The organism is Brachybacterium sp. B718/18, assembly GCF_055454375.1.
In genome coordinates, this window is the sequence record NZ_JBVDDO010000003.1 from 40,415 (window position 1) to 64,910 (window position 24,496).

Annotated in this window: 19 protein-coding genes and 1 pseudogene; 9 read left to right on the forward strand and 11 right to left on the reverse strand. The window is 72.7% G+C overall.

Translation table 11 applies throughout. From position 1 onward, the window contains the following. Positions 1-107 precede the first annotated feature (107 nt). Positions 108-2,348 (forward strand): NADP-dependent isocitrate dehydrogenase, encoded by a 2,241-nt coding sequence (locus ACZCAH_RS06440; RefSeq protein ID WP_464340295.1) that lies wholly within the window; start codon positions 108-110, stop codon positions 2,346-2,348. A gap of 112 nt (positions 2,349-2,460) precedes the next feature. After that, positions 2,461-3,249, forward strand: coding sequence for an alpha/beta fold hydrolase (locus ACZCAH_RS06445; protein WP_464340296.1), 789 nt, complete (start codon positions 2,461-2,463; stop codon positions 3,247-3,249). Here ACZCAH_RS06445 and ACZCAH_RS06450 read toward each other — a convergent pair. The 7 genes from ACZCAH_RS06450 to ACZCAH_RS06480 all read right to left on the reverse strand — a co-directional run bounded on the left by ACZCAH_RS06450 (position 3,246) and on the right by ACZCAH_RS06480 (position 9,437). Next, positions 3,246-4,076, reverse strand: coding sequence for a sulfite exporter TauE/SafE family protein (locus ACZCAH_RS06450; protein ID WP_464340297.1), 831 nt, complete (start codon positions 4,074-4,076; stop codon positions 3,246-3,248). The two genes, ACZCAH_RS06445 and ACZCAH_RS06450, sit on opposite strands and share 4 nt — an antisense overlap. A gap of 69 nt (positions 4,077-4,145) precedes the next feature. Next, positions 4,146-5,225 carry a Gfo/Idh/MocA family protein gene (locus ACZCAH_RS06455; RefSeq protein ID WP_464340298.1) on the reverse strand — a complete coding sequence of 360 codons (1,080 nt, stop codon included), beginning with the start codon at positions 5,223-5,225 and terminating at the stop codon, positions 4,146-4,148. 31 nt (positions 5,226-5,256) lie between these two features. Continuing rightward, entirely contained in the window at positions 5,257-6,156 is a 900-nt protein-coding gene (locus tag ACZCAH_RS06460; protein WP_464340299.1) for a sugar phosphate isomerase/epimerase family protein, read from the reverse strand. Next, positions 6,153-7,424, reverse strand: a complete 1,272-nt coding sequence (locus ACZCAH_RS06465; RefSeq protein ID WP_464340300.1) for an ROK family protein — start codon at positions 7,422-7,424, stop codon at positions 6,153-6,155. The genes ACZCAH_RS06460 and ACZCAH_RS06465 overlap by 4 nt, the downstream gene beginning before the upstream one ends. Positions 7,425-7,569: 145 nt before the next feature. Then, positions 7,570-7,953: a DUF488 domain-containing protein gene (locus tag ACZCAH_RS06470; RefSeq protein ID WP_464340301.1), complete on the reverse strand. Its 384-nt coding sequence runs from the start codon at positions 7,951-7,953 to the stop codon at positions 7,570-7,572. Between the two features lie 4 nt (positions 7,954-7,957). Next, on the reverse strand, positions 7,958-8,455 hold the full coding sequence (gene tpx, locus ACZCAH_RS06475; RefSeq protein WP_464340302.1) for a thiol peroxidase: 498 nt from the start codon (positions 8,453-8,455) through the stop codon (positions 7,958-7,960). A 97-nt stretch (positions 8,456-8,552) separates the two neighbouring features. Continuing rightward, positions 8,553-9,437 (reverse strand): PPK2 family polyphosphate kinase, encoded by an 885-nt coding sequence (locus ACZCAH_RS06480; protein ID WP_464340303.1) that lies wholly within the window; start codon positions 9,435-9,437, stop codon positions 8,553-8,555. Positions 9,438-9,511: 74 nt separating this feature from the next. Here ACZCAH_RS06480 and ACZCAH_RS06485 point away from each other — a divergent pair, with 74 nt between their 5' ends. Then, positions 9,512-10,768, forward strand: coding sequence for an amidohydrolase (locus ACZCAH_RS06485; protein WP_464340304.1), 1,257 nt, complete (start codon positions 9,512-9,514; stop codon positions 10,766-10,768). Between the two features lie 34 nt (positions 10,769-10,802). On the opposite strand, the gene ACZCAH_RS06490 is transcribed toward ACZCAH_RS06485, so the two are convergent. After that, entirely contained in the window at positions 10,803-11,504 is a 702-nt protein-coding gene (locus ACZCAH_RS06490; protein ID WP_464340305.1) for a PepSY domain-containing protein, read from the reverse strand. Between the two features lie 291 nt (positions 11,505-11,795). On the opposite strand from ACZCAH_RS06490, the gene ACZCAH_RS06495 reads away from it, so the two are divergent. Next, entirely contained in the window at positions 11,796-14,264 is a 2,469-nt protein-coding gene (locus ACZCAH_RS06495; RefSeq protein WP_464340306.1) for a phosphoketolase family protein, read from the forward strand. 99 nt (positions 14,265-14,363) lie between these two features. Here the strand turns inward: ACZCAH_RS06495 and ACZCAH_RS06500 are convergent, their stop codons facing one another. Continuing rightward, a complete protein-coding gene (locus ACZCAH_RS06500; RefSeq protein WP_464340307.1) occupies positions 14,364-15,557 on the reverse strand; it encodes an MFS transporter in 1,194 nt (397 codons plus the stop codon). A gap of 309 nt (positions 15,558-15,866) precedes the next feature. On the opposite strand from ACZCAH_RS06500, the gene ACZCAH_RS06505 reads away from it, so the two are divergent. Continuing rightward, positions 15,867-16,889 (forward strand): DUF808 domain-containing protein, encoded by a 1,023-nt coding sequence (locus ACZCAH_RS06505; protein WP_464340308.1) that lies wholly within the window; start codon positions 15,867-15,869, stop codon positions 16,887-16,889. Positions 16,890-16,925: 36 nt separating this feature from the next. Here the strand turns inward: ACZCAH_RS06505 and ACZCAH_RS06510 are convergent, their stop codons facing one another. Both ACZCAH_RS06510 and ACZCAH_RS06515 read right to left on the reverse strand, forming a co-directional pair. Continuing rightward, on the reverse strand, positions 16,926-17,564 hold the full coding sequence (locus ACZCAH_RS06510; RefSeq protein ID WP_464340309.1) for an SDR family oxidoreductase: 639 nt from the start codon (positions 17,562-17,564) through the stop codon (positions 16,926-16,928). Positions 17,565-17,577: 13 nt separating this feature from the next. Further along, the gene (locus ACZCAH_RS06515) at positions 17,578-19,659 is read right to left on the reverse strand and encodes a BCCT family transporter (RefSeq protein WP_464340310.1); all 2,082 of its coding nucleotides are present in this window, start codon (positions 19,657-19,659) and stop codon (positions 17,578-17,580) included. Between the two features lie 179 nt (positions 19,660-19,838). On the opposite strand from ACZCAH_RS06515, the gene ACZCAH_RS06520 reads away from it, so the two are divergent. The 4 genes and pseudogenes from ACZCAH_RS06520 to ACZCAH_RS06535 all read left to right on the forward strand — a co-directional run. Then, positions 19,839-20,600: a DeoR/GlpR family DNA-binding transcription regulator gene (locus ACZCAH_RS06520; RefSeq protein WP_464340311.1), complete on the forward strand. Its 762-nt coding sequence runs from the start codon at positions 19,839-19,841 to the stop codon at positions 20,598-20,600. Next, positions 20,597-21,553, forward strand: coding sequence for a 1-phosphofructokinase family hexose kinase (locus tag ACZCAH_RS06525; protein ID WP_464340312.1), 957 nt, complete (start codon positions 20,597-20,599; stop codon positions 21,551-21,553). Before ACZCAH_RS06520 ends, ACZCAH_RS06525 begins: the two co-directional genes overlap by 4 nt. A 56-nt stretch (positions 21,554-21,609) precedes the next feature. Beyond that, positions 21,610-23,676: a PTS fructose transporter subunit IIABC gene (locus ACZCAH_RS06530; RefSeq protein ID WP_464340313.1), complete on the forward strand. Its 2,067-nt coding sequence runs from the start codon at positions 21,610-21,612 to the stop codon at positions 23,674-23,676. A gap of 209 nt (positions 23,677-23,885) precedes the next feature. Continuing rightward, positions 23,886-24,452: pseudogene (locus ACZCAH_RS06535) on the forward strand (YwaF family protein); the annotation flags it as partial. Positions 24,453-24,496: the final 44 nt, after the last annotated feature.

The window sequence follows — 24,496 nt, forward strand, 5'->3', positions numbered from 1 at the left end:
TCCGGATCGACCCGCGAGCTCCGCCGCCCGGGACGATGAGTCTTGACGTCAAGATAGTCTGGACCGCACGACACATGCCGCACCGACCGAGGGAGCCCCGCGACACCATGGCGCGCATCATCTACACCCACACCGACGAGGCGCCGATGCTGGCGACCGCCTCGTTCCTGCCGATCCTCGAGGCGTTCTCCACGACCGCCGGGATCGACGTCACCACCCGGGACATCTCCCTGGCCGGCCGCATCGTCGCGGCCTTCTCCGACCTCCTGCCCGAGGCGCAGCGCGAGGCCGACGCCCTCGCCGAGCTGGGCGAGCTGGCGAAGACCCCCGAGGCCAACATCATCAAGCTCCCCAACATCTCCGCCTCGGTGCCGCAGCTGCAGGCCGCGATCGCCGAGCTGCAGGGCCAGGGCATCGCGCTGCCGGACTACCCCGAGAACCCCGAGACCGACGCGGAGAAGGACGCCCGCGCCCGGTACGACTCCGTCAAGGGCTCGGCCGTGAACCCCGTCCTGCGCGAGGGCAACTCCGATCGCCGCGCCCCCGAGGCGGTCAAGAGCTTCGCCCGCAAGCACCCCCACCGGATGGGCGCCTGGAGCAGCGACTCGAAGACCTCCGTGGCGACCATGGGTGCCGACGACTTCCGCGCCAACGAGCAGTCCGTCGTGATGGACTCCGCGGACACCCTCTCCATCGTGCACGTCTCCGCCGACGGTGCCGAGACCGTGCTGAAGGCCGCGATCCCCGTCCTCGAGGGCGAGGTCGTCGACTCCACCGTGATGCGCGTGGCCGCGCTCGAGACCTTCCTGCGCGCGCAGATCGCCGCCGCCAAGGAGCAGGGCGTCCTCTTCTCGCTGCACCTCAAGGCCACGATGATGAAGGTCTCCGACCCGATCCTCTTCGGCCACGCGGTCCGGGCCTTCTTCCCGACCCTCTTCACCCAGTACGGCGACGCGCTCGCCGCGGCCGGCCTGTCCCCCAACAACGGGCTCGGCGGCCTCCTCGCCGGGATCGACGAGCTCGAGGAGTCCGTGCGCGAGGGCGCCCGCGCCGCCATCGAGAAGGACCTCGCCGACGGCCCCGACCTCGCGATGGTCAACTCCGCCAAGGGCATCACGAACCTCCACGTCCCCTCCGACGTCATCATCGACGCCTCGATGCCCGCGATGATCCGCACCTCGGGCCACATGTGGAACAAGGACGACGCCGAGCAGGACACCCTCGCGGTGATCCCCGACTCCTCCTACGCCGGCGTCTACGCCGCGACCATCGAGGACTGCCAGCAGAACGGCGCCTTCGACCCCACCACCATGGGCACCGTCCCGAACGTGGGCCTGATGGCGCAGAAGGCCGAGGAGTACGGCTCGCACGACAAGACCTTCGAGATCGCAGCCGACGGCCGCGTCGAGGTGCGCGACGGCTCCGGCGCCGCACTCATGACCCACGAGGTCTCCGCCGGGGACGTCTTCCGCGCCTGCCAGGCCAAGGACGCCCCGATCCGCGACTGGGTGCAGCTGGCCGTGCGCCGCTCCCGCATCTCCGGGATGCCCGCCGTGTTCTGGCTCGACGAGTCCCGCGCCCACGACCGCAACCTCATCGCGAAGGTCGAGCAGTACCTCGCCGAGGGCGTGGACGGCGAGAGCACCGAGGGCCTGGACCTGCGGATCCTCTCCCCGATCGAGGCGACCAAGCACACCCTCGCCCGCGTCCGAGCCGGCGAGGACACCATCTCGGTGACCGGCAACGTGCTGCGCGACTACCTCACCGACCTCTTCCCGATCATGGAGCTCGGCACGAGCGCCAAGATGCTCTCCGTGGTCCCGCTGATGAACGGCGGCGGCCTCTTCGAGACCGGCGCCGGCGGCTCCGCGCCCAAGCACGTCCAGCAGCTCGTCGAGGAGGACTACCTGCGCTGGGACTCCCTCGGCGAGTTCCTCGCGCTCGCCGAGTCCCTGCGCCACCTCTCGCGCACCGCGGACAACCCCCGCGCCGCCGTGCTGGCCGACGCCCTGGACCGCGCGACCGCGACCCTGCTCGACGAGGGCAAGTCGCCGCAGCGCAAGCTCGGCTCGATCGACAACCGCGGCAGCCACTTCTACCTCGCCCTCTACTGGGCTCAGGAGCTGGCGAAGCAGACCTCCGACGCGGAGCTGGCCACCGCCTTCGGGCCGATCGCTGCCCAGCTCACCGAGGGCGAGTCGACCATCGCCGCGGAGCTGCTCGCGGTGCAGGGCAAGCCCGCGGACATCGGCGGGTACTACCGCCCGGACCCGGCGAAGACGGCGGCGGTCATGCGCCCGTCGGCGACCTTCAACCGCATCCTCGAGGAGATCGCCACGGCCCTGTGAGGCCCGGCCCCTCCTCCTGAGGACCCGCGTCCGGCAGCCCCGGACGCGGGTCCTCCTGCTCCCGGGCGGGGACCCGCCCCCGACCCCTGCCCACCCCTCCCGAGGACTCCCCGTGCCCGTCATCCCCTCCCCCGTCGACGGCATCCACCTGCGCTACGACGTCTCCGGCGACGGCCCCGCGCTCGTGCTCCTGCACGGCTCGGTGCTCTCCCGCGCGATCTGGCGCGGCCTCGGCTATCTCGCGCCGCTCGCCGCTGAGCACACCGTGATCCGCGTGGACCTGCGCGGTCACGGCGGCTCGGGCACCCCGCACGAGTCCTCGGCATACACCCAGGCGGCCTTCGTCGCCGATCTCCTCGCGGTGCTCGACGCCGAGGGCCACGCCCGCGCGGCGCTGCTCGGCTACTCGCTCGGGGCGCGGGTGGCGCTCAGCTGCGCCCTCGAGCATCCGGGGCGCATCACCCGCCTGGTGAGCCTCGGCGGCTCGGCCTCCGCCCAGCTGGGAGCGGTGGACGCCGTCTTCTTCCCCGGCGTGATCGACGCCGTCCGCGAGGACGGCATGGAGGCCTTCTGCGCGGGGCAGGGTCTCGGCCCGGACGTCGCCTCCCGCCGGGCCCGCGCGACCCGCACCGCCTTCCTCGCGGCCGATCCCCGGGCGGTCGCCGCCCTCCTCGCCGCCACCGACGCGACCGACGGGGTGCCCGACGAGGCCCTCGCCGCCTGCACCGTGCCCGCGCTGTGGATGGCCGGGAGCGAAGATCATCCGCGGCACGAGCAGTCCCGCCGGGCCGCCGCGCTGATGCCGGATGCCGAGTTCGTGGAGCTGCAAGGCCGGGACCACGGCGGCACGCTGTTCCCGCCGGAGCCCGTGCTCGACCAGGTGCTGCCGTTCCTGCGCTAGAGCACCTGGCGGATCAGGGCCACGAGCGCGACCACGACGATGATCCCGCGCAGCACCCCCTCGGGCAGCCGCTTGGCCAGGTGCGCCCCGAAGTAGCCGCCCAGCAGGGCGCCGACGGCGATCGCGGCCGTGGCGATCCAGACGATCTCGACCCCGAGCACCACGTGGGCGATGAGGTACACCGTCGCCGCGGCGGCGTTGACCACCAGGCTCGCGAGGTTCTTGACGTGGTTGACCTGCCCCATGGGCTTGCCGGTGAGGGCGCCGAGCACGCCGAGGTAGAGGATGCCCTGGGCGGCGGTGAAGTAGCCGCCGTAGATCGAGGCGCCGCCCATCGCGGCGAGCAGCGCCGGGGAGCGGTACGGGCTCGCCGGCGAGGACGGGGCGCCGCCCGCACTCGCGCCGTCCGCCGTCGGGCCGGCGGCCGCCGCGCGCCGCTCGCGCCGCGCGGTGATCGCCCGGGTGATGCGCTTCTGGAAGACCACCATGAGCAGGGCGACGACGATCAGGATCGGCACCACCACGTCGAGCGCGTCGGACGGCGAGAGCAGCAGCAGCACCGCACCCGCCGAGGCCAGCACCGTGGTGGTGCCGATGAGGGGCAGCAGGTCGCGGCCCTCAGCGGCGATCTCCCGCCGGTAGCCGGTGACAGAGCCGATCGTGGAGAAGAGGATGCCGATCGTGTTGGTCCGCACCGCCGTGCCCGGCGGGACGCCGAGGGCGAGCAGCACCGGCAGGGTCAGCAGCGACCCCGAGCCGACGGCCGCGTTGACGGCCCCGGCGAGGGTGCCCAGGACCAGCAGGACGGCGAGGGAGAGGGGATCCACCCGGAGCACCTTAGTGCGCGGGCGGCCGTGGGCGGGACGCGGTCCGCGCCAACCGGCCGCCGCGCCGGCTCAGACCAGGGAGATCTCGCGCCCCTCCTCGGCGGAGCGGTAGATCGCCTCGAGCAGGCGCACCACCTCCACACCGTGCCAGGCGGGGGCCACCGACTCGGCGCGGCCCTGGCAGGTCTGCACGAAGTTCGCAATCTCGGCGGCGAAGCCGGGGCCCATCTCGAAGGTGCCCGAGGAGATCTGCGGGGTGATGTTGACGACCGAGCCGTGCATCTCCGAGGCGATCTGGAGGCTCGGCTCGAGATCCGCGCCGCCCTTGTCGCCGTGGATCGAGACGGCGATGGAGTCGCGGGTCGCGTGCAGCGAGTAGGAGCAGTCGAGCATGAGCACAGCCCCGTTCTCGAAGCGGATCATCGCCCCGGCCATGTCCTCGACCGAGTTCTTCGCCGGGTCGTAGTCGGCGACCTGGTAGCGGGGCATGGTGGTGATGTGGGCGCGGTTGCCGAGGCGGTGGGCGGTGGTGCCGCTGACGGCCACGGCCCTCGGGCTGCCCATGAGGTACCAGGCGAGGTCCAGCACGTGCACGCCGATGTCGAGGAGCGGGCCGCCGCCGGCGATCTCCTTGTCCGCGAACCATCCGCCGGGGTTGCCGTTGCGGCGGATGCAGCTCGCCTTGGCGTAGTAGATCTCCCCCAGCTCGCCCTCGTTGACGAAGGTCTTCAGGACCTGGCAGTTGGGGGCGTGACGGCGCACGAAGCCGACCTGGACTACGACGTCGTGGGCCTCGGCGACTTGTTGGATCTCGAGCGCCTCGGCGAGGGTGCGGGCGATCGGCTTCTCGACGAGGACGTGCTTGCCGGCCTCGATCGCGGCGATCGCCCACGTGGCGTGACTGTCGTTCCAGGTGCAGACGCTCACCGCGTCGATGTCGGGATCGGCGAGCAGCTGCTGCGGGTCGCCGTAGGCGTCGGGGGCGCCGAACTCGTCGGCAACGGCGCGGGCGCGCTCGGCGTTCATGTCGGCGACGGCGACGAGCTGGGAGTCGGGGTCGTCGCGATAGGCGGCGAGGTGGATGCGGGCGATGCTGCCGGCGCCGATGACGCCGATGCGGACGGGCTGGGACGGGGCGGGGGTGCTCATGGGGTGGTCCTCCGGTCGGGGCTGGGGGTGGTCAGGCGATCTCGAGCAGGCGGCGGGCGTTCGCCAGGCCGCGGGAGCAGCCCTGCAGGCTGTGCTCCCAGCCCTCGAACTCGAGGGAGACGTGGCCGCGGAAATCGGACGCGCGGATCGCGCGGGCGATGCCGGGGAGGTCGAGATCCCCGTTGCCGAGCACGGCGCCGCGCAGGTGCTTCCCGCCGCGGCTGCGGAACCAGCCCTCGCCCATCTCCCGCTCGGCGGGGCGGATGTAGAAGTCCTTGAGGTGGACCACCGAGGCGTAGGGCAGATTCTGGGTGACCGCGGCGACGGGGTCCTCGTCGACGTACACGAAGTTGCCGACGTCGAGGGTGGTGCGGAAGTTCGGCTCGTCGACCGCGTGGAGGATGCGGCGCACGCGGTCGGAGGACTGCACGAAGAAGCCGTGGTTCTCGAGGCTCGTGGTGATGCCGGCCGCCGCGGCGTGCCGGGCGATCTCCCGGGAGGACTCGACGATCCGCGGCAGGACTTCCTCGAACAGCGGCGTGTCATCCCCCGCCACCCCGGCGTGGGCGACCACGTCGTGGCGCATCCGGGTGATGCCGAGGGCGGCGGCGAGGTCGACGTAACGGCGCACTCGGTCCACCTGGGCGGCGCGCTCGGCGGGGTCGGCCGCGGAGAGCTCCGCGCCGACCGCGAGGTTGGAGAGCTCTATCCCGGCGGCGTCGGCCGCGGCTCGCACCTCGCGGATCCGGGCGGGGTCGGAGTCGATCGTCGGCAGCGGGCCGTCGGGGTCGTCGCCGAGGATCGCGAGCTCGAGGTGCTCGGCGCCCTGGGCGGCGACCCAGTCGATCGCCTCGAGCAGGCTCATCTCGCCCGAGGAGAGCAGGGGCCAGAGGCTGTAGGAGCTGAGGCCGAGGCGGTAGGGGGAGGTCATCGTCGTCCTTCGGGGTCGGTGCTGGTCGGGGGGTCGGGAGTCAGCGGGTCGGAGGGCAGGGTGCGGCGGATCCGCTCCCAGGGGGCGGGTACGTCGGGGACGCCGACGATCCGCGTCGAGCCGTGCTCGAAGCCGCGGCCGAGGGCGCCCACGAGTGAGCCGTCGGCGGGCAGGGCGGCGGGGACCAGGCGCGGTCGGCCGGGGCCCGTCAGCTGAGAGCCGAGGGCCGCGCGCAGCGGACCGAGCAGGGTCTCCCCCGCCCGGGAGAGGCCGCCGCCGACGACCACCAGCTCGGGGTCTACGGCGAGCAGCAGCCCGGCCAGGCGCGGCGCGATCTCCTCGCAGAAGGCGCGGACCTCCTGCTGGGCCTCCGCATCGCCGGTCGCGGCGCGCTCGAGGAGGGGTCGGGCCTCGTCGCCCGTGGACCACGCGAGGCGGCCGCGCCGGGAGGTGGCGGTCCAGCGCATGCCTCGCTGGGTGCCGAGCTCGCCCGCGAGGCGGTGGGCTCCCTGCAGGATCTGGCCGTGCACCGTGATCGCGACCGAGATGCGGTGCCCGATCCGCAGGAGCACGAGGCCGTCGGCGGCGGGACCGTCGGCCTCCGCTCCGAGGCGGTGCTCGGCGAACGCGGCGAGCTTCACGTCGTTCTCGAGGACCACCGGGGCCTCGAGCTCCTGCGCGAGCTCGCGGGCGAGGTCGCGCCCGGCGAGTGCGGGGAGGGCGAGGCTGCTCCCGACGGAGCCGTCGGCCGCGAGCAGGCCGGGGACGGAGAGGCCGACGGCCCCGAGAGGGGCGGCGTCGGGGCCGGCGCCGGTGCCGACCTCCTCGAGAGCGCGGCGCAGCGACCCGAGCAGGTCCTCGGGGTCGAGGCCCACCGTGCTGCGGGCGAGGACGGTCCCGGCGAGATCGGCGAGCACGCCGCGCACGGACCGCGCTCCGAGGTCGAGACCCGCGACACGAGCAGCCCCCGCGGCGAGGCGCAGCCGGCGGGCGGGGCGGCCGGGACCGGGCTCCTCCGCGGGGGCGGCCGGAACCACGAGGCCGCGAGCGGTGAGGTCGTCGAGAACGCTCAGCACGGTGGGGCGGGAGAGCCCGGTCGCAGCGACCAGCTCGGCGATGCTCAGCGGCTGCTCGGCCTCGCGCAGGGCGAGATGGGCGCGCCGGGTGGAGGCCTGGCGGATATCGGCCGTCGAGCGGTCCTCGCCCATGTCCACGCCCCCGCCCGGTTCCGCATCGACCCCTGCGTCGACGTCTGCGCCCCTCTGCACCGGCGATTATGTAACCACCTTGCAGAATTATTCCGAGCTTATGCCCCGCGGATCCAGGCGGTCAAGCGGCGCGCTCCTCGGCGAGCGACCGCCTCGACGGCCGCGCTCGATGGGCGTGCTCCGCGGAGCTGCAAAGCGGCCCCGCTCAGCCTCCCTGCTCCGCGACCTCCTCCTCGAGGGCGTCCCGGAGCACGAGGGCGTGGTTCTGCTCGGCATCGCGCGCGGCGTACAGCAGGGTGATCCGCTGGGCGGCGGCCTCGCGGGCCGTATCCCGCAGGTCCCCCGGGGCGCCGCTGCGGGCGAGCTCGGCGCGGTAGCGCTCGGCGAACTCGTCGAAGGGAAGCTCGCCGTGGTGGAAGGCCGTGCGCAGATCGCTGCTCGGGGCGGCGTCCTTCGCCCAGAGGTCGTGGCTCAGACGCTCCGTGGCGATCCCGCGCGGCCACAGCCGATCCACGAGCACGCGGAACGTGCCGGGGACGGCGCCGCCGTCGTCCAGCACGTTCCGCACGCGCTCGATGTCGATCTCCATGGGATCAGGCGAGCGCCGCGGCGGCCGCCTCGTAGTCGGGCTCCTCGCCGATCTCGGCGACCTGCTGGGTGTAGAGCACGGTGCCGTCCGCGTCGGCGATGACCACGGCGCGGGAGAGGAGGCCGGCGAGCGGGCCATCGGCCATGGTCACGCCCAGGGCCTCGCCGAAGGAGGAGCGGAAGGCCGAGCCGGTGACGACGTTCTCGAGACCCTCGGCGCCGCAGAAGCGGGCCAGGGCGAAGGGGAGGTCCTTCGAGGCGCACACCACGACGGTGTTCTCGAAGCTGGAGGCGAGCTCGTTGAACTTCCGCACGGACATCGCGCAGGTGCCGGTGTCGACCGAGGGGAAGATGTTCAGCACGATGCGCTTGCCGGCGAGATCAGCGCTCGAGACGGCGCCGAGATCCTGGCCGACGAGATCGAAGCCGGGGAGGGTCGAGCCGACCGCGGGCAGCTCGCCGACGGTGGTGACGGAGTTCTGGTGCAGGGTGATGGAAGCCATGGGTCCATCCTGGCCCCCGAACCTGGACGGCACAAACCGTCGTCCGCGCGCGGCGGTGCCGCCCGCCGGCGAGCCCCGTGCGCGAGGGTGGGCGAGGTCAGCCCTGGGTCGCCCGCAGGCGGCGGATCTCCTCGTCGACGTCGAAGTCGGCGGCGGGCCACTGCGGGTCGATCTCGCGCAGCGCATCGATGAGCAGCTGCTGCACGGCGATGCGGGCGTACCACTTGCGGTCCGCGGGGACCACGTGCCACGGGGCGCCGACGGTGGAGGTCGCGCGGAGCATCCGCGTGTACGCCTCCTGGTAGTCGTCCCAGTGCTCGCGCTCGTCGACGTCACCGGGGTTGTACTTCCAGTGCTTGTCGGGCCGCCCGAGCCGCTCCATGAGCCGCTCGCCCTGCTCCTGGTGCGAGACGTGGAGCATGACCTTGACGACCGTGGTGCCCGCCGCGATGAGCTCACGCTCGAAGGCGTTGATGGCGGTGTACCGGGCGCGGATCTCCTTCGCGTCGGCCCACCCGTGCACGCGGTGGATCAGCACGTCCTCGTAATGGGAGCGGTCGAACACGCCGATCTGCCCGGGCTCGGGGGCGTGCGGCCTGATCCGCCAGAGGAAGTCGTGCTTCTTCTCCTCGTCGGTGGGCGCCTTGAACGCGGTGATGTCCACGCCCTGCGGGTCGACGCTGCCGACCACGTGGCGCATGATCCCGCCCTTCCCGGAGGTGTCCATGCCCTGCACGACCAGCAGCACGCTGCGGCCGCCCTCCGTGCCGTGGTGCGCGGCGTAGAGCCGCTCCTGCAGCTCGTCGAGCTCGGCGTCGCGGGCCAGCAGGAACTCGCGGCCCTCCGCCTTGCGCCCGTCGAAGCCGGGCGTCGCCCGGGACTCGAGGTCGCGCACGTCCCCCGTCCAGTCGTGCGGGATCCGGACTCCGCGCGGTGCCTGCTCCTCGGGGCTCGGCCGGGACGTCTTCGTCGATTTCGCCATGGGGAGGAGCGTAGCCGTTGCCGCTCGCGAGGGCCCGGCTTGACGGGGCGCGGCGCACGGCGGAGGGTCGAGGGATGACATCCGAGACCGCGCACCGCCCCGCCCCCGACTCCCCTGCCGCTCCGACCGCGCCGATCGCCCCGTCGGCCTCGGCGGGCGCAAGGACCTTCGCGATCACCGGTGCCCACGTCGTGCCGATCGAGGGCGAGCCCTTCGACGGTACGGTCCTGGTGCAGGACGGGCGCATCGCCGCGCTCGGCCCGGGCGTCGAGATCCCCGACGGGGCGGAGCGCGTCGACGCGTGCGGCGCGTGGCTGCTGCCCGGCTTCGTGGACGCGCACGTGCACCTCGGGGTGGATGAGGAGGGCGAGGGCTGGGCCGGTGACGACACCAACGAGATGACCGACCCGGTGATGGCTGCGGCACGCGCCATCGACGCCGTGAATCCCCTGGACATCGGCTTCGACGACGCGATCATCGGCGGGGTGACCGCGGTGAACGTGAACCCCGGCTCCGGCAACCCGATCGGCGGGCTCGCGGTCGCGCTGCGCACCCACGGCCGGGTGGTGGACGAGATGGTGCTGCGCAGCCCCTCGGGCCTGAAGGCCGCGCTCGGCGAGAACCCCAAGCGCGTCTACGGGGAGCGCAAGCAGACCCCCTCGACGCGGCTCGGCATCGCCCTCACCATCCGTCAGGCCTTCGCGACCGCGAAGGCCTGGTCGCGCAAGCCCGTCGAGGAGCGGGATGCGGACCTGGTCTCCGAGGCGCTCACGCGGGTGCTCGAGCGGGAGATCCCCTGGCGCCAGCACGCCCACCGCGCCGACGACATCGCGACCGCGCTCCGCCTCGCCGAGGAATTCGGCTATCGCCTGGTCCTGGACCACGGCACCGAGTCCTACCTGATCGCCGATCGCGTCGCCGCAGCCCGAGTGCCCGTGCTCTACGGGCCGCTGATCGTCTCCCGTTCCAAGGTCGAGGTGCGCCACCGCACCCCCGCCGCCCCGGGACTGCTCACCGCTGCCGGGGTCGAGGTCTCGATCATCACCGACCACCCGGTGGTGCCGATCGAGTTCCTCGTCCACCAGGCCGCCCTCGCGGTGAAGCACGGCATGGATCCCGCCGACGCTCTGCGGGCCATCACCCTCCATCCCGCCCGCGTGCTCGGCCTCGAGGACCGGATCGGCTCGCTCGCCGCCGGGAAGGAGGCCGACCTCGTGCTCTGGGAAGGCGATCCGCTCGATGTCCGCCACCGCACGCTGCGGGTCTGGCAGGGCGGGCGCGAGGTGATGCGCCGCGGGGCCGACGGCGAGGCCGTGATCGCCCCGCGCTGAGACCAGCGCGGGACGGCCTACTGCTCGCGGGCGGTCAGTCGTCGACGCGGGTCTCGCCGGTCTCGACGTCCACCTCGACCTCGACGTCGTCATCGCCACCGCCGCCGCGCTCGATGTCGACGGTGTAGTGGACGCGGCCGTCCTCGGACTCCAGGTCCCAGCCGCTGACCCGCCCGGTCTCGACCTCGAGCGCCGCCACGATCGCCTGCTCGGGCGTCATCGGGGACTCGACGGACACGGCCGGGTCGCCGTCGACGTCGTCGTCCTCGTCGTGCTGGGTGACCTCGCCGGTGGTGGCGTCGATGTCGAGCTCGTGCTCGCGACCGTCGAGGACGATCTCGAGCTCCCATTCCCAGGCGGCGTCGTCGTGATCGATCTCGATCCGCACCAGCTCGCCGCCGCCGACCGCCGCCATGCCGAGCGAGGTGGCCTCCGCGGCAGGGATCGGGAGCTGCGCGGTCGCCAGGTCGGCGTCCGCCGGCAGAGCGGCGGCCGCGGCGTCGGTCGACTCCGAGGTCGTGGCCTCCGCCGCCCCGCCGTCGTCGGAGGCGCCGCCGGTGGACTCCGCGGCGTCGTCGCCCCCGGCGTGCTCGGCCGCCGGCTCCGCAGTGGGATCGGCCTCGGGATCCAGCGGCGTTCCGCAGCCGGTCGCGAGTCCGAGCACGAGGGCGCCCAGGGCGACCGAGCGGAGCGTGGCCCGATGGGCGGTGCGGGTACGGAGCGGACTGCGGGTCATGTCGAGTTCTCCTTCGTCGGCCGGTGCCGGCCCGGAGGCCGGGAGTTCCCGGCGGTGGGTCGTCCGTTCCAGCCTAGGGCGGCCCTCACGCCCCCGACAGATTCCTGAGCGGACTCTCATCGGCGCCTCACCGCACCCTCACCGTCCCCTCACCGGTCGCCGGAGAGGCGACGCACCCCGGATCCACGGGCGTCGGGGACCCCGGTCCCTTCCGTCGGATCCTCCTCTTGCCTACGGTGGAGCCGAAGACGCCGCGGCGCCCGCCGCGGTCTCCGACCCCTGGAAGGCGCCATGACCCCCACAGCAGCCTGGCCCGACTCCCCCTCCACCGCTCCCACCGCCGAGGAACTCGCCCGGCTCGACGCCTGGTGGCGTGCCGCGAACTACCTCTCCGTCGGTCAGATCTACCTCCGGGACAACCCCCTCCTGCGCCGGCCCCTGCAGCGCGAGGACGTCAAGCCGCGCCTGCTCGGGCACTGGGGCACGACCCCGGGCCTGACCTTCCTCTACGCCCACGCGAACCGCGCCATCGCACAGCGCGGATTGCACGCCATGTACGTCACGGGCCCCGGCCACGGCGGCCCCGGGCTCGTCGCCTCGACCTATCTCGAGGGCACCTACTCCGAGGTGTACCCCGACGTCAGCGAGGACGAGGCGGGCATGAAGCGCCTGTTCACCCAGTTCTCGTATCCGGGTGGGATCCCCTCGCACGTCGCACCGGAGACCCCGGGGTCGATCCATGAGGGCGGCGAGCTCGGCTACGCCCTCTCCCACGCCTACGGCGCCATGTTCGATGCCCCGGACCAGATCGCGTTCACCGTGGTGGGCGACGGCGAGGCCGAGACCGGTCCGCTCGCCACCTCCTGGCACTCCAACAAGTTCGTCAACCCGCAGCAGGACGGCGTCGTCCTGCCGATCCTCCACCTCAACGGCTACAAGATCGCCAACCCCACGGTGCTCGCCCGCATCGGCGACGACGAGCTCGAGGCGCTGCTGCGCGGCTACGGGCACGAGCCGCTGTTCTTCACGGGCGGCTTCGACGACGAGGACCCGCTCGAGGTCCACCGCCGCTTCGCGGAGGTGCTCGACACCGCCCTCGACCGCATCGCGGAGATCAAGGCGCAGGCCGCCGAGGACGCGGCCGCCGGCCGCGAGACCGAGCGCCCCGCCTGGCCGATGATCGTGCTCCGCACCCCCAAGGGCTGGACCGGACCGGAGGAGATCGACGGCCAGCGGACCGAGGGCTCCTGGCGCTCCCACCAGGTGCCGCTCGCGAACGCCCGCGACACCGACGAGCATCTCGCGGACCTCGACGCGTGGCTGCGCTCCTACCGTCCCGAGGAGCTCTTCGACGAGACCGGGAAGCTGGTCGAGGACGTCGCCGCCATCGCCCCGCGCGGTGAGCTGCGCATGTCCGCGAACCCGTCGACCAACGGCGGTGCGGTGCTGCAGCCGCTGCGGCTGCCGGACTTCCGCGACTACGCCGTGGACGTCCCCCGGCCCGGGGGCTCCGTGGCGGAGGCGACCCGGGTGCTCGGCACCTGGCTGCGGGACGTCATCGCGCAGAACCCGCGCACCTTCCGCATCTTCGGCCCGGACGAGACCGCCTCGAACCGGCTCCAGGCCGTCTACGAGGTCACCGACAAGCAGTGGAACGCCGACTTCGAGGAGCATGACCGCTCAGAGCACCTCGCGCGCGCCGGCCGGGTCATGGAGATGCTCTCCGAGCACCAGTGCCAGGGCTGGCTCGAGGGCTACCTGCTCACCGGGCGCCATGGGCTGTTCTCCTCCTACGAGGCGTTCATCCACATCGTCGACTCGATGGTGAACCAGCACGCGAAGTGGTTGAAGGTGACCAATGAGATCGAGTGGCGCCGGCCGCTCGCGTCGTTGAACTACCTGCTCAGCTCCCACGTCTGGCGTCAGGACCACAACGGCTTCAGCCATCAGGATCCGGGCTTCATCGACCACATGGTCAACAAGAAGGCCGAGATCGTGCGGGTCTACCTGCCGCCGGATGCGAACACCCTGCTGTCCACCTACGACCACTGCCTGCGCTCGCGGCAGTACGTCAACGTGGTCGTCGCGGGAAAGCAGCCGAACCCGAACTGGCTCACCATGGACGACGCGGTGGTGCACTGCACTCGCGGCCTGGGGATCTGGGACTGGGCCGGCACCGAGCAGCCTGGGGAGGACCCGGAGGTGGTCCTCGCGGCGGCGGGGGACATCCCCACCATCGAGGTGCTCGCGGCCGCGAAGATCCTGCGGGAGGAGATCCCTGACCTGCGGGTGCGGGTGATCAACGTGGTCGACCTGATGCGCCTGCAGGACGACACCGAGCATCCGCACGGCCTGTCCGCCCGGGACTTCGACGGCTACTTCGGGGAGGACATCCCGGTGGTCTTCGCGTACCACGGCTATCCCTGGCTGATCCATCGGCTCGCCTACCGGCACGACCGCCTGGGCCGAATCCACGTGCGCGGCTACAAGGAGGAGGGCACCACGACCACCCCCTTCGACATGCTGATGCGCAATGACACCGACCGGTACCACCTGGTGATGGACGTGATCGACCGGGTCGACGGCCTCGCGACGAGCTACGCGCCGCTGCGCCAGCGGATGGTGGACACCCGCATCCGGGCACGTGCCCACGCCTACGAGCATGGGGAGGACCTGCCCGAGGTGGTCGACTGGCGCTGGAGCGACGAGGACGACGCGGCCTCGGCGGCCCTCGCCGACACCGGCGGCGACAACGTGTGACCCCTCGCGGGGAACGGGCGCCCGCCCGGTCACGGTCTCGCGGCCGGGTCCGGGCGCGGCGCTGACGTCTCCGCCGGTTGCAGCCGGTGTCAGCCGGTCTCAGTCCCCCTCAGGGGCGGTCTCCGCGTGACGCGGGGGCCGCCCCCGGTCGGACGACCCGCGCCGGAGATAGCGCACGATCACCACGACGCCGACGGCCACCATCGCCACCGACACCAGCGTCATGCCCTCGCGGCCGACGGTCTCGAACAGCAGCCCGCCGATCCCCGCGCCGAGCGCGATGGACACGTTGAAGGCGGCGGAGTTCAGGGCGGTGCCCTCCTCGACCGCGCCCCGGGACTCGGAGCCGACGAAGGACTGGATCGTCACGGAGGAGGCGCCCGCGAACAGGCCCCACAGCGGCATCACGGCGAGCGCGGCGCCCGGGGAGCGCATCACCAGGAGCACGGCGAGCAGGGAGAGCCCGAGGCCCAGTGCGATCACCAGGACTGCGAGCGGGGCGGAGCGGCGGATCACCGGGCCGATGGCGAAGTTGCCGATCACCCCGGCGATGCCGAAGAGCAGCAGCATCGCGCTGATCCGCTGCAGCGGCACCCCGGCCGCTTCCTGCAGCACGGGGCTGACGAAGCTGTAGGTGATGAACTGGGCGGTGACCAGCACGAGAGTGAGGGTGATGGCGTGGCGCACGCCGCGGTTCCCGGTCGCACCGAGCATCATCCGCGCGGTGATCGGAGTCTCGCTGCGCACCGGTCGTGCGAGCAGGACGATGAGCACCGCCATCAGCAGCGCGCCCGCCCCGACGACGGCGAAGGCCTCGCGCCAACCGAGATGCGTGCCGATCCAGGTCGCGAGCGGCACCCCGAGCACGAGCGCGCCGCCGGTGCCGGAGAAGGCGAGGGTCAGCGCCGCCGCCTGCTGGGCGGGCGGCACCTGACCGACGGCCACGATGGGCAGCACCGCCCAGTACAGGCCGATCGCGACGCCCGCGAGCACCCTCCCCAGGAGCAGCACCGCGAAGTTCGGAGCGAGCATCGAGACCGCGCACGACGCGACCACCGCGACGAGGGCGAGGACCAGCGCGAGGCGGCGGTCGAGCCGGCCGACGATCACCGGGGTGGCCATGGCCACGAGCGCCGCGAGCACACCGGGGACGGTGACGGCGAGCCCCGCCATGCCCTCGGAGACCGCGAGGTCGGGAGCCATCACCGAGAGCACCCCGATCGGCAGCTCCTCGATCGTGATGAGGATGAAGATTCCCATCGCGAGCACCGCGACCCCTGCCCAGCGACGCATAGACCGCTCCTCCTGCTCTCCACGGCTCCGGTCGCCGTGGCTCCGGCGCGCCGCTCCCGGCGGGCGCGGCAAACCCGTCCAGGCTACGCCGGGGTGGAGCCGGGATGGCGGCGAGGTCGGAGCCGCGATGGCGCCGAGGTGGAGCCGAGGTCGGAGCCGCGGGCCGGTCCCGCGGTGTCGAGGGGTCGCCGGGGTGGCGCATCGCGCACCGCGGCGACCTGCCGGGCCACCGGGCGGACCCGTTACTGTGTGCCCGACGACCTGCGCGCCGCCCGAGGGGCGGGAGCGCCTTCCTGAGGGGGACCCAGCATGGCCGGTGGCCTGGCAGCACTGCTCGACGACGTCGCGGCGATCGCGAGGATGGCGGCCGCGAGCGCGGACGACGTCGCCCTCGCGAGCGCCAGGGCCAGCTCGAAGGCCGCCGGTGTGGTGATCGACGACGCCGCCGTCACCCCGCAGTACGTCGCGGGCCTGAAGCCGGCGCGGGAACTGCCGATCATCTGGAAGATCGCGCGGGGCTCCTTCATCAACAAGCTCGTGATCATCCTGCCGGTGATCCTGCTGCTGTCCTGGCTGGCCCCTTGGGCGCTCACACCGATCCTGATGATCGGCGGCGCCTATCTCTGCTTCGAGGGCGCCGAGAAGATCTGGGAGCTGGTCTCGGGGACGACGCACGAGAAGAAGCCCGCCGCGGCGAAGGGCGCCGACTCCGAGAAGGCCATCGTCAGCGGCGCCGTGCGCACCGACCTGATCCTCTCCGCCGAGATCATGGTGATCTCGATGAACTCGATCGAGGCGGACTCCTTCTGGATGCGCGCAGCGATCCTCGTGGTCGTCGGCATCTCGATGACCGTCGTGGTCTACGGCGCGGTCGCGCTGCTGGTGAAGATGGACGACGCGGGCCTGGCGATGGCCCAGCGGGAGAGCGGCGCGAGCCAGCGCCTGGGCCACGGCCTTGTCGCGGCGATGCCCGTGGTGATGAAGGTGATCAGCTACGTCGGCATGGTCGCCATGCTGTGGGTGGGCGGACACATCATCCTCGAGGGCCTGCACACCTTCGGCCTCGCCCAGCCCTACGGGCTGGTCCACCACCTCGAGGAGATCGCCGTCGGGGTGCCCACGGTGGGCGGGGTCCTCGGCTGGCTCGTCAACACCTTCTTCTCGATGGTGCTCGGGCTGATCGTCGGCGCGATCATCGCGGTGATCGTGCACTTCCTGCCGTTCGGCGGGACGCACGGGGACGGCGAGCACGCCCCCGGCGTGGAGCACGGCGCGACCGGCACGGGCGCCGAGCGGAGCGCAAGCGGCCCCGGAGCCTCCGGGGCCGCCTGAGCGCGGCGCGTCGGCCGACGGGATCGGCCTGCGGGATCAGCCGACGGCGTCGGCGATCGGCTGATCCCCGTCGTTGAACTCGATCGTGCGGCCGATGGTGTCCGCCCGCCCGACCACCTCGGCGATCACCGCGGCGACGTTCCCGCGCGAGACCTGACGGCTCTCCGCGGCGGTGGTGTCGATCGTGCCGGTCGGCTCCTCGAGGGTGAGGCCCGAGGGGCCGAGAATGGTCCAGTCGAGCACCGTGCCGCGCAGGTGGGCGTCGGCCGCGGCCTTGGCCTCCGCGTAGTGGTAGAAGCCCTCCGCGGGGTCGATCCCGTGGTCGGGTCCGGCCCCGAAGTAGCTGACCATGACGTAGCGGCGCACGCCCTGGCGCAGCGCCGCGTCCACCGAGGCGATCGCGGCGTCCTGGTCGACGGCGCGGGTGCGCTCGGGGCTGCCGCCGCCGGCACCCGCGGCCCAGATCACCGCGTCGCTCCCCGCGAGCAGCGCATCCCAGCCGGCCGCGTCGAGGGTCTCGATATCCGTGATGACGGCGGTGGCCCCCGCGGCCTCGACCTCCGGGGCGTGCTCGGGATTGCGGATCACCGCCCGCACCGTGTGCCCCGCTTGCGCGAGCAGCGGCTCTGCGAGCAGCGCGACCTTGCCATGTCCTCCGATGAGCGTGATGTCCATGGGACCCACCCTGTCACCGGTTTCCGGCGCCGTCGACCCCTTCGGCTGTCGGCGAAGCCCCGTCGGCCCTCCGCGCCTCGTCCGCGGAGTCCTCCGGGAGGGTGTCGCCGTCCTCGTCGAGGTAGGCCCCCGCCTCGTAGTCGTACTCGACGGGGTTGCCGTCCTCGTCGGTCCGGGCGTACCACTCGGTGACCTCGGGCGCGGTGGAGTCGAACTCGCCACCGGTCGCGTACTCGCTGTTTGGGGCGGTCGGCTCGATCGCGAGGGCGAAGTGGTCGCCGTACTCGGCGACACCGTGCTTGACGGCGTTCTCGATCGCGGCCTCCTGGTAGTGCTCGCGGATCGCCATCGGGTCATGCCGCAGCTCCTTGACGAGCGCCACGGCCATGAGCACGAGCACCACGGCGAAGGGCAGCGCCGAGATGACGATCAGGTTCTGCAGGCCCTGCAGGGCGTTCTGCCCGCCGAACAGCAGGATCACCATGGCGATCCCCGCCATGCACAGCGCCCAGAAGGCGGTGACCAAGCGGTTCGGAGTCGGATTGCCCCTCTGGGAGAGCTGCGAGTTCACGAGCGAGGCGGAATCGGCCGAGGTGATGAAGAAAATCGCGAGCATGACGATCACGATCGCGGCGATGATCCCCGACCCGGGAAGCTGGTCGACCACCGCGAAGAAGATCTCCTCGGGGGCGGGCAGCGAGTCGACGGTGCCGTCGGGCGCGATCGCCCGGTCCGGGTCGGCGATGCCGACGGTGTTGCCGGCGGCGTCGAGCTCGCTCGCGCGGCGCTGCAGCCAGATCGCGGTACCGCCAAGCACAGCGAAGGCCAGCACGATGATCGAGGAGGGGATCAGCAGCACGCCGAGGACGAACTGGCGGACGGTGCGGCCGCGGGAGATCTTCGCGGTGAAGACGCCGACGAAGGGCGCCCAGCTCACCCACCAGGCCCAGTAGAAGGTGGTCCAGTTCGAGAGGAACGTCTGCATGTCCTCGCCCTCGGACATGTTCGCACCGAGCATGTCCGGGAGGGTGCCGAAGTACTCGGTGATCGCGCCGGGGATGATGTTGACCAGGAAGACGGTCGGCCCGACGACGAAGATGAACACGGCCAGCAGCAGCGCGAGGGCCATGTTGATGTTCGAGAGCCAGCGGATGCCGCGGGCCACGCCCGAGACCGCCGAGGCGATGGTCCCCACGGTGAGCACGCCGATGATCACCATGGCGAGCGCCGTCCCGGTGGCGGGGAGCCCGCCGACGATCTCGACGCCGCGCGCGATCTGCAGCGCGCCGATGCCCAGGGAGGCGGCGGTGCCGAAGAGGGTCGCGATGATCGCGAGGGCGTCGATGACGCGGCTCCCGGGCGAGGAGGAGTCCCCGCCCCAGAGGCCCGCGACGATCGCGCTCATCAGCGGGACCCGGCCTCGGCGGAAGGACACGTAGGCGACGGCGAGCCCCACGATCGCGTAGATCGCCCAGGCGTTGATGCCCCAGTGCAGCGCGGACTGCGCGATCGCACCCTTCATCGCGGCGATCGATCCGGCGTCATAGGGCGCCCCGGGCCGCGGCGAGAGGTAGTGGGTCAGCGGCTCGTAGGGGCCGAAGAAGATGATGCCGATGCCGATGCCGGCACCGAAGAGCATCGCCGCCCAGGAGGCGGTGCCGTACTCGGGCTTCTCGCCGTCCAGGCCCAGCGGGATCTTCCCGTAGCGCGAGAAGGCTAGGACCAGGAGCAGCAGCACCATGCCGATCGCGAGGACGTTGAAGATCCACCCGAGGTTGCGCATCACCCAGCCGAGCGCGGCGGTCGACAGGTCGAAGACCTGCTGCGGGGCGATGACTCCCCAGGCGACGAAGCCGAGGATCACGGCGCCGACGACGACCAGGATGACCCGGTCGATCCCGTAGCGCACCTTCTGGTCCTCGACCGAGACGCCGGGGACGAGCGCTGGGTGGAGGCTGTGCGGGTAGTTCACCTCGTCGAGGAAGCGTTTGGCCTGGCGACGTCGGGTGAAGTACCGGACCCTCCGCTCGGCGGCGTACTCGTCGGCGGCCTTCTCGGTCGACTCGGCGCGGGGCGCCTGCTCCGGCGGGGTCATGTCTCCTCCTGGGGTGGACGGCGACCCCACCGTAGCGGCACCCCTGTCACCTGCCTGCCCCGACAGCACATGCCAACACAAGCGGACAGACATTCACTGTTGCTTTCTGTTGTTATCGGATCTAGCCTGTCCTCACGCGGCCCTCACCGCGTCCGATCCTCCAGAGCAGCAGGTGATCCATGTACGCCCGAGAACGCCAGCGCCGCATCCTCGCGCAGCTCGAGACCGCCGGCCGCGTGGCCGTGACCGACCTCGCCACCGAGTTCGAGGTGACCACCGAGACGGTGCGCCGCGACCTCGACCAGCTCGCCGGCGAGCGCCGCCTGGTGCGCGTCCACGGCGGGGCGGTGCCCCGCGCCACCGCCGAGACCGAGCCCGACCTCGAGGTGCGCCGGGTGACGAACGTCGAGGTCAAGCGCCGCATCGTCCGCGCTGCCGCCGCGCTCCTGCCCGAGGATCCGCGGGCTGCGGTGATGCTCGACGCGGGCAGCACCGTCGGCGAGCTCGTGCCGCATCTCAGCGGGCGCCGCGGCCCCGTGATCACCCACGCCCCCGCGATCGTCCAGGCCGCGCTGGTGCACACCGACCTCGAGGTGCACCTGCTGCCGGGCCGCGTGCGTCCCACCACCCAGGCCGCCGTCGGCGCCGCGACCGTGGACGCGATCCGCGCCCTCCACCCGGCCCTCGCGGTGCTCGGCGGCAACGGGATCCACCCCGCGGGGTTCACCACCCCCGACCCCGACGAGGCCGCGGTCAAGGCCGCCATGGTCGCCGCCGCCGAGCGACGGATCCTGCTGGTCGACTCCACCAAGGCGGGGGTGCGCCACCTGGTCACCTTCGCCACCACGGCCGAGGTGGACACGCTCGTCACCGACGACGGTCTCCCCGAGGAGCTCGTCGATCAGCTCGAGGAGGCCGGGGTGGAGGTCGTGCGGGCATGATCCTCACCCTCACCGCGAACCCCTCCCTCGACCGCACGGTCGACCTCGGCGGGGAGCTCGTCCCCGGCGGGGTGCACCGCATCGTCGGCGAGGCCACCCAGCCGGGCGGCAAGGGCGTCAACGTCGCCCTCGGCGTCCACCGCGCCGGCGCCGAGGCGCTCGCCGTCCTCCCCGCCGCTCCCGCAGATCCGCTCCTCGCCCTGCTCGATCGGGAGGGCCTCCCGCATCGCGCGAGCCCGGTCGCCGCCCCGGTGCGCACCAATCTCACCGTTCTCTCCGCCCCGTCCCGGACCACCAAGATCAACGAGCCCGGCACCGCCCCCTCGGCGGACGAGGCCGCGGCGCTGCAGGAACTGCTGCTCGAGGCCGCCTCCCCCGGCGACCTGGTGATGCTCTCGGGATCCCTCGCCCCGGGCCTCCCCACCGATCTCTACGTCCAGCTCACGGCGCGGCTGCAGGAGCGGGGCGCCCGTGTCGGCGTCGACACCTCCGACGCCCCGCTCGCCGCGGTCGCGAGCGCGCTGGGGACCACCGCGCCGGACCTGCTCAAGCCCAACGCCGAGGAACTCGGCCAGATCGTCGGCGTCGACGGCGCCCGGCTCGAGGCCTCCGCCGCCGCCGGGGATCTCTCCGCCGCGCGCGACGCGGCACTCGCCCTGCACCGCGAGGGCGTCGGCGCCGTGCTCGTCACCCTCGGTGCTGCGGGCGGCGTGCTGGCCACAGAGGACGCCGTGTGGTTCGCCCCCTCGCCCGCGGTCCGCGCCGTCTCCACCGTCGGCGCGGGCGATTCGGCGACCGCCGGCTACCTGCTGGCCCTGACCCGCGGCGAGGGCCCCGCCGCGCGGCTCGCCCTCGCGCTCGCCTACGGGAGCGCCGCCGTCGGCCTCCCGGGCACCACCATCCCGCGGCCCGATCAGGTCCGCCCGGATCCACGCGGCGTCGTCCGCCTCTGACTCCCCCCCCTGCTCCGCCCCGCGGCGGAGTCCGTCCCCGTTCGAAGGAGAACCTCATGTCCGCACCCCTGATCACGCCAGAGCTGGTCCGGCTCGACGTGCCGCCCCCGGGCGACAAGCACGCCGTGATCGGCCTGATGGCCGATCTGATCGCCTCGACCGGCCGCTCCGAGCGCGACGGTCTCGAGGCCGGGCTGCTCGCCCGCGAGGAGTCGTTCGCCACCGGCATGCCCGGCGGCTTCGCGATCCCCCACTGCCGCGTCGACGCAGTGCACGAGGCGGCGCTCGGCGTGGTCCGCCTCCGCGAGCCCGTGGACTTCGGCGCGGCCGACGGACCCGCGGATCTGATCCTCGCGATCACCGCCCCCGCCGGGACCGACGACCAGCACCTGAAGCTCCTCGCCCAGCTCTCCCGGGCCCTGATCCGCCCCGAGTTCCTCGCCGACCTGCGCGGCGCCGAGACCCCGGAGCAGGTCTCCGCGCTCATCGCCGAGGTCGTGGAGCCGGCGCCCGACCCCACCGACACCGCCGCGAGCACGTCCGGGGTCGCCGCCCCCGTTGCCGCCGCGAGCACCTCCATGTCGGCCCCGGGCGCGGAGCCCGCCGCGGAACCCGGAGCGAGTCCGGTGCTGCTCGCCATCACCTCCTGCCCGACCGGCATCGCCCACACCTACATGGCGGCCGAGGCCCTCGAGAACGCCGCGCGGGACAAGGGCGTCGAGCTGCACGTGGAGACCCAGGGCTCCGGCGGCATCACCCCCTTCACCGAGGAGCAGATCGCCGCGGCGAGCGCCCTGATCATCGCGGCCGACGTGAACGTCTCCGGCCGCGAGCGCTTCGCCGGGCTGCCGCTCGTGGAGCACCCCGTCAAGCGCGCCATCTCCCACGGTCCGCAGCTGATCGACGAGGCGCTCGCCGCAGCCGCGGACCCGCGCGCCGCGCGGGTTCCCGCCAGCTCCGCCGCGAGCGAGGGCGAGAAGGGCGGCGCCTCGCAGTCCTGGCCGCGCCGGATCCAGGGCGCCGTGATGACGGGTGTCTCCTACATGATCCCGTTCGTCGCCGCGGGCGGCCTGCTCATGGCGCTCGGCTTCCTCATCGCCGGCTTCGACGTCGCCTTCGTGGCCCAGGACGTCGCCACCACCAGCTCGCTCTCCTCCCTGCCCGGCCACATCGGCTACGAGGGCCCGACGGGCGCGGCCGAGACCGAGCGGGCGGGCCTGGCCCTCTACCTCGGCGCGGTGCTGTTCACCCTCGGCAACCTCGGCATGGGCTTCCTGGTCGCGGCCCTCTCGGGCTACATCGCCTTCGGCCTCGCCGGCCGGCCCGGCATCGCTCCCGGCTTCATCGGCGGCGCGGTCTCCGTGGCGGTCGGCGCCGGCTTCCTCGGCGGTCTGATCACGGGTCTGCTCGCGGGGCTGATCGCGCTGTGGTTCACCACCCTGAAGCCCCCGCGGTGGCTCGCCGGGCTGATGCCGGTGGTGATCATCCCGCTGGTGACCACCTTCGTCGTCGGCGGGCTGATGCTGCTCTTCCTGGGTCGACCCCTCGCCTCTCTGATGACCGCGCTGCAGGACGGCCTGACCGGCATGTCCGGCTCCTCCGCCGTGCTGCTCGGCGTGATCATCGGGCTGATGATGTGCTTCGACCTGGGCGGACCGGTGAACAAGGCGGCCTACCTCTTCGCGACCGCGGGGCTGTCCCAGGGAACCGAGGCGTCCTTCCAGATCATGGCCGCCGTGATGGCGGCGGGCATGGTGCCGCCGCTCGCGATGGCGCTGTCCACGCTGGTGCGCCGCCGTCTCTACTCCCCCGTCGAGCGGGAGAACGGGACGACCGCCTGGCTGCTCGGGGCGGCCTTCATCTCCGAGGGCGCAATCCCCTTCGCCGCCGCGGACCCGCTGCGGGTGATCCCGTCGATGATGACCGGCGGGGCGGTGACCGGAGCGCTGGTCATGGCGCTCGGCGTCGGCTCCCAGGCGCCGCACGGCGGCATCTTCGTCGCCTTCGCGATCAGCCCCGTCTGGGGGTTCGTGCTCGCGATCCTCGCCGGGACCCTCCTCGCCGCGGCCCTGGTGACGGTGCTCAAGGAGCTCGCCGGGCGCCGCGCCGCTCGATCCGCCTGATCCGCCTGATCCGCCTGATCCATCGTTCCCTCCCCCTTCGCGCGTGAAGCGCCCCGCCCCGGCGGGGCGCTTCCGTATGCTCGGCCCGGATCGTCACGGACCAGGAGGCGCGGATGACCGGAACGGACCCCGACCCGGACAGGGCGCTCGAGCTGCTCGCCGATGGGCCGCTGGGCCACATGCCCGCCTACGGCACGACGCACGTGACGATGCTCGCGCTCCTCGCCGTCGCCGCCGTCGCCCTGGTGGTGCTGGCGCGGCGCGCCCCGCCCGACCGCACGGACCGGGTCCTGCGGATCGCCGGTTGGGCGCTGCTCGCGAACTCGACGTTCTGGACCCTGTGGGGATTCATGCCCTGGGCCTGGAACCTGGACGAGTCCCTGCCGCTGCACTTCTCGGACGCGCTCCGCTTCCTGGTCCCCCTCGCCCTGATCACGCAGGCCCGCTGGGCGATCGTGGTGAGCTGGTACTGGGGGCTCACCCTCAATATGCAGTCGGTCCTCACGCCCGACGTGAACTACTTCGTCTGGGTGCCGCTGGAGTTCGCCCAGTACTGGATCGCGCATGGCGCGGGCCTGCTCGCCCCCATCGTGCTGGTGTGGGGGCTCGGCTATCGGCCCACCTGGCGCGGGTACGGCGCGGCCTATGCGGCGACCCTCGCCTGGGCCGCGATCGCGGTCACCGGCAACGCCCTCACCGGCGCCAACTACGGCTACCTGAACCGGGCACCGTCAGGCCCGTCGATCCTGGACCTGCTGGGCCCGTGGCCGGAGTACCTGCTCGTCGAGGCGGTGCTGATCGCGACGGTGTGGGCGGCGAT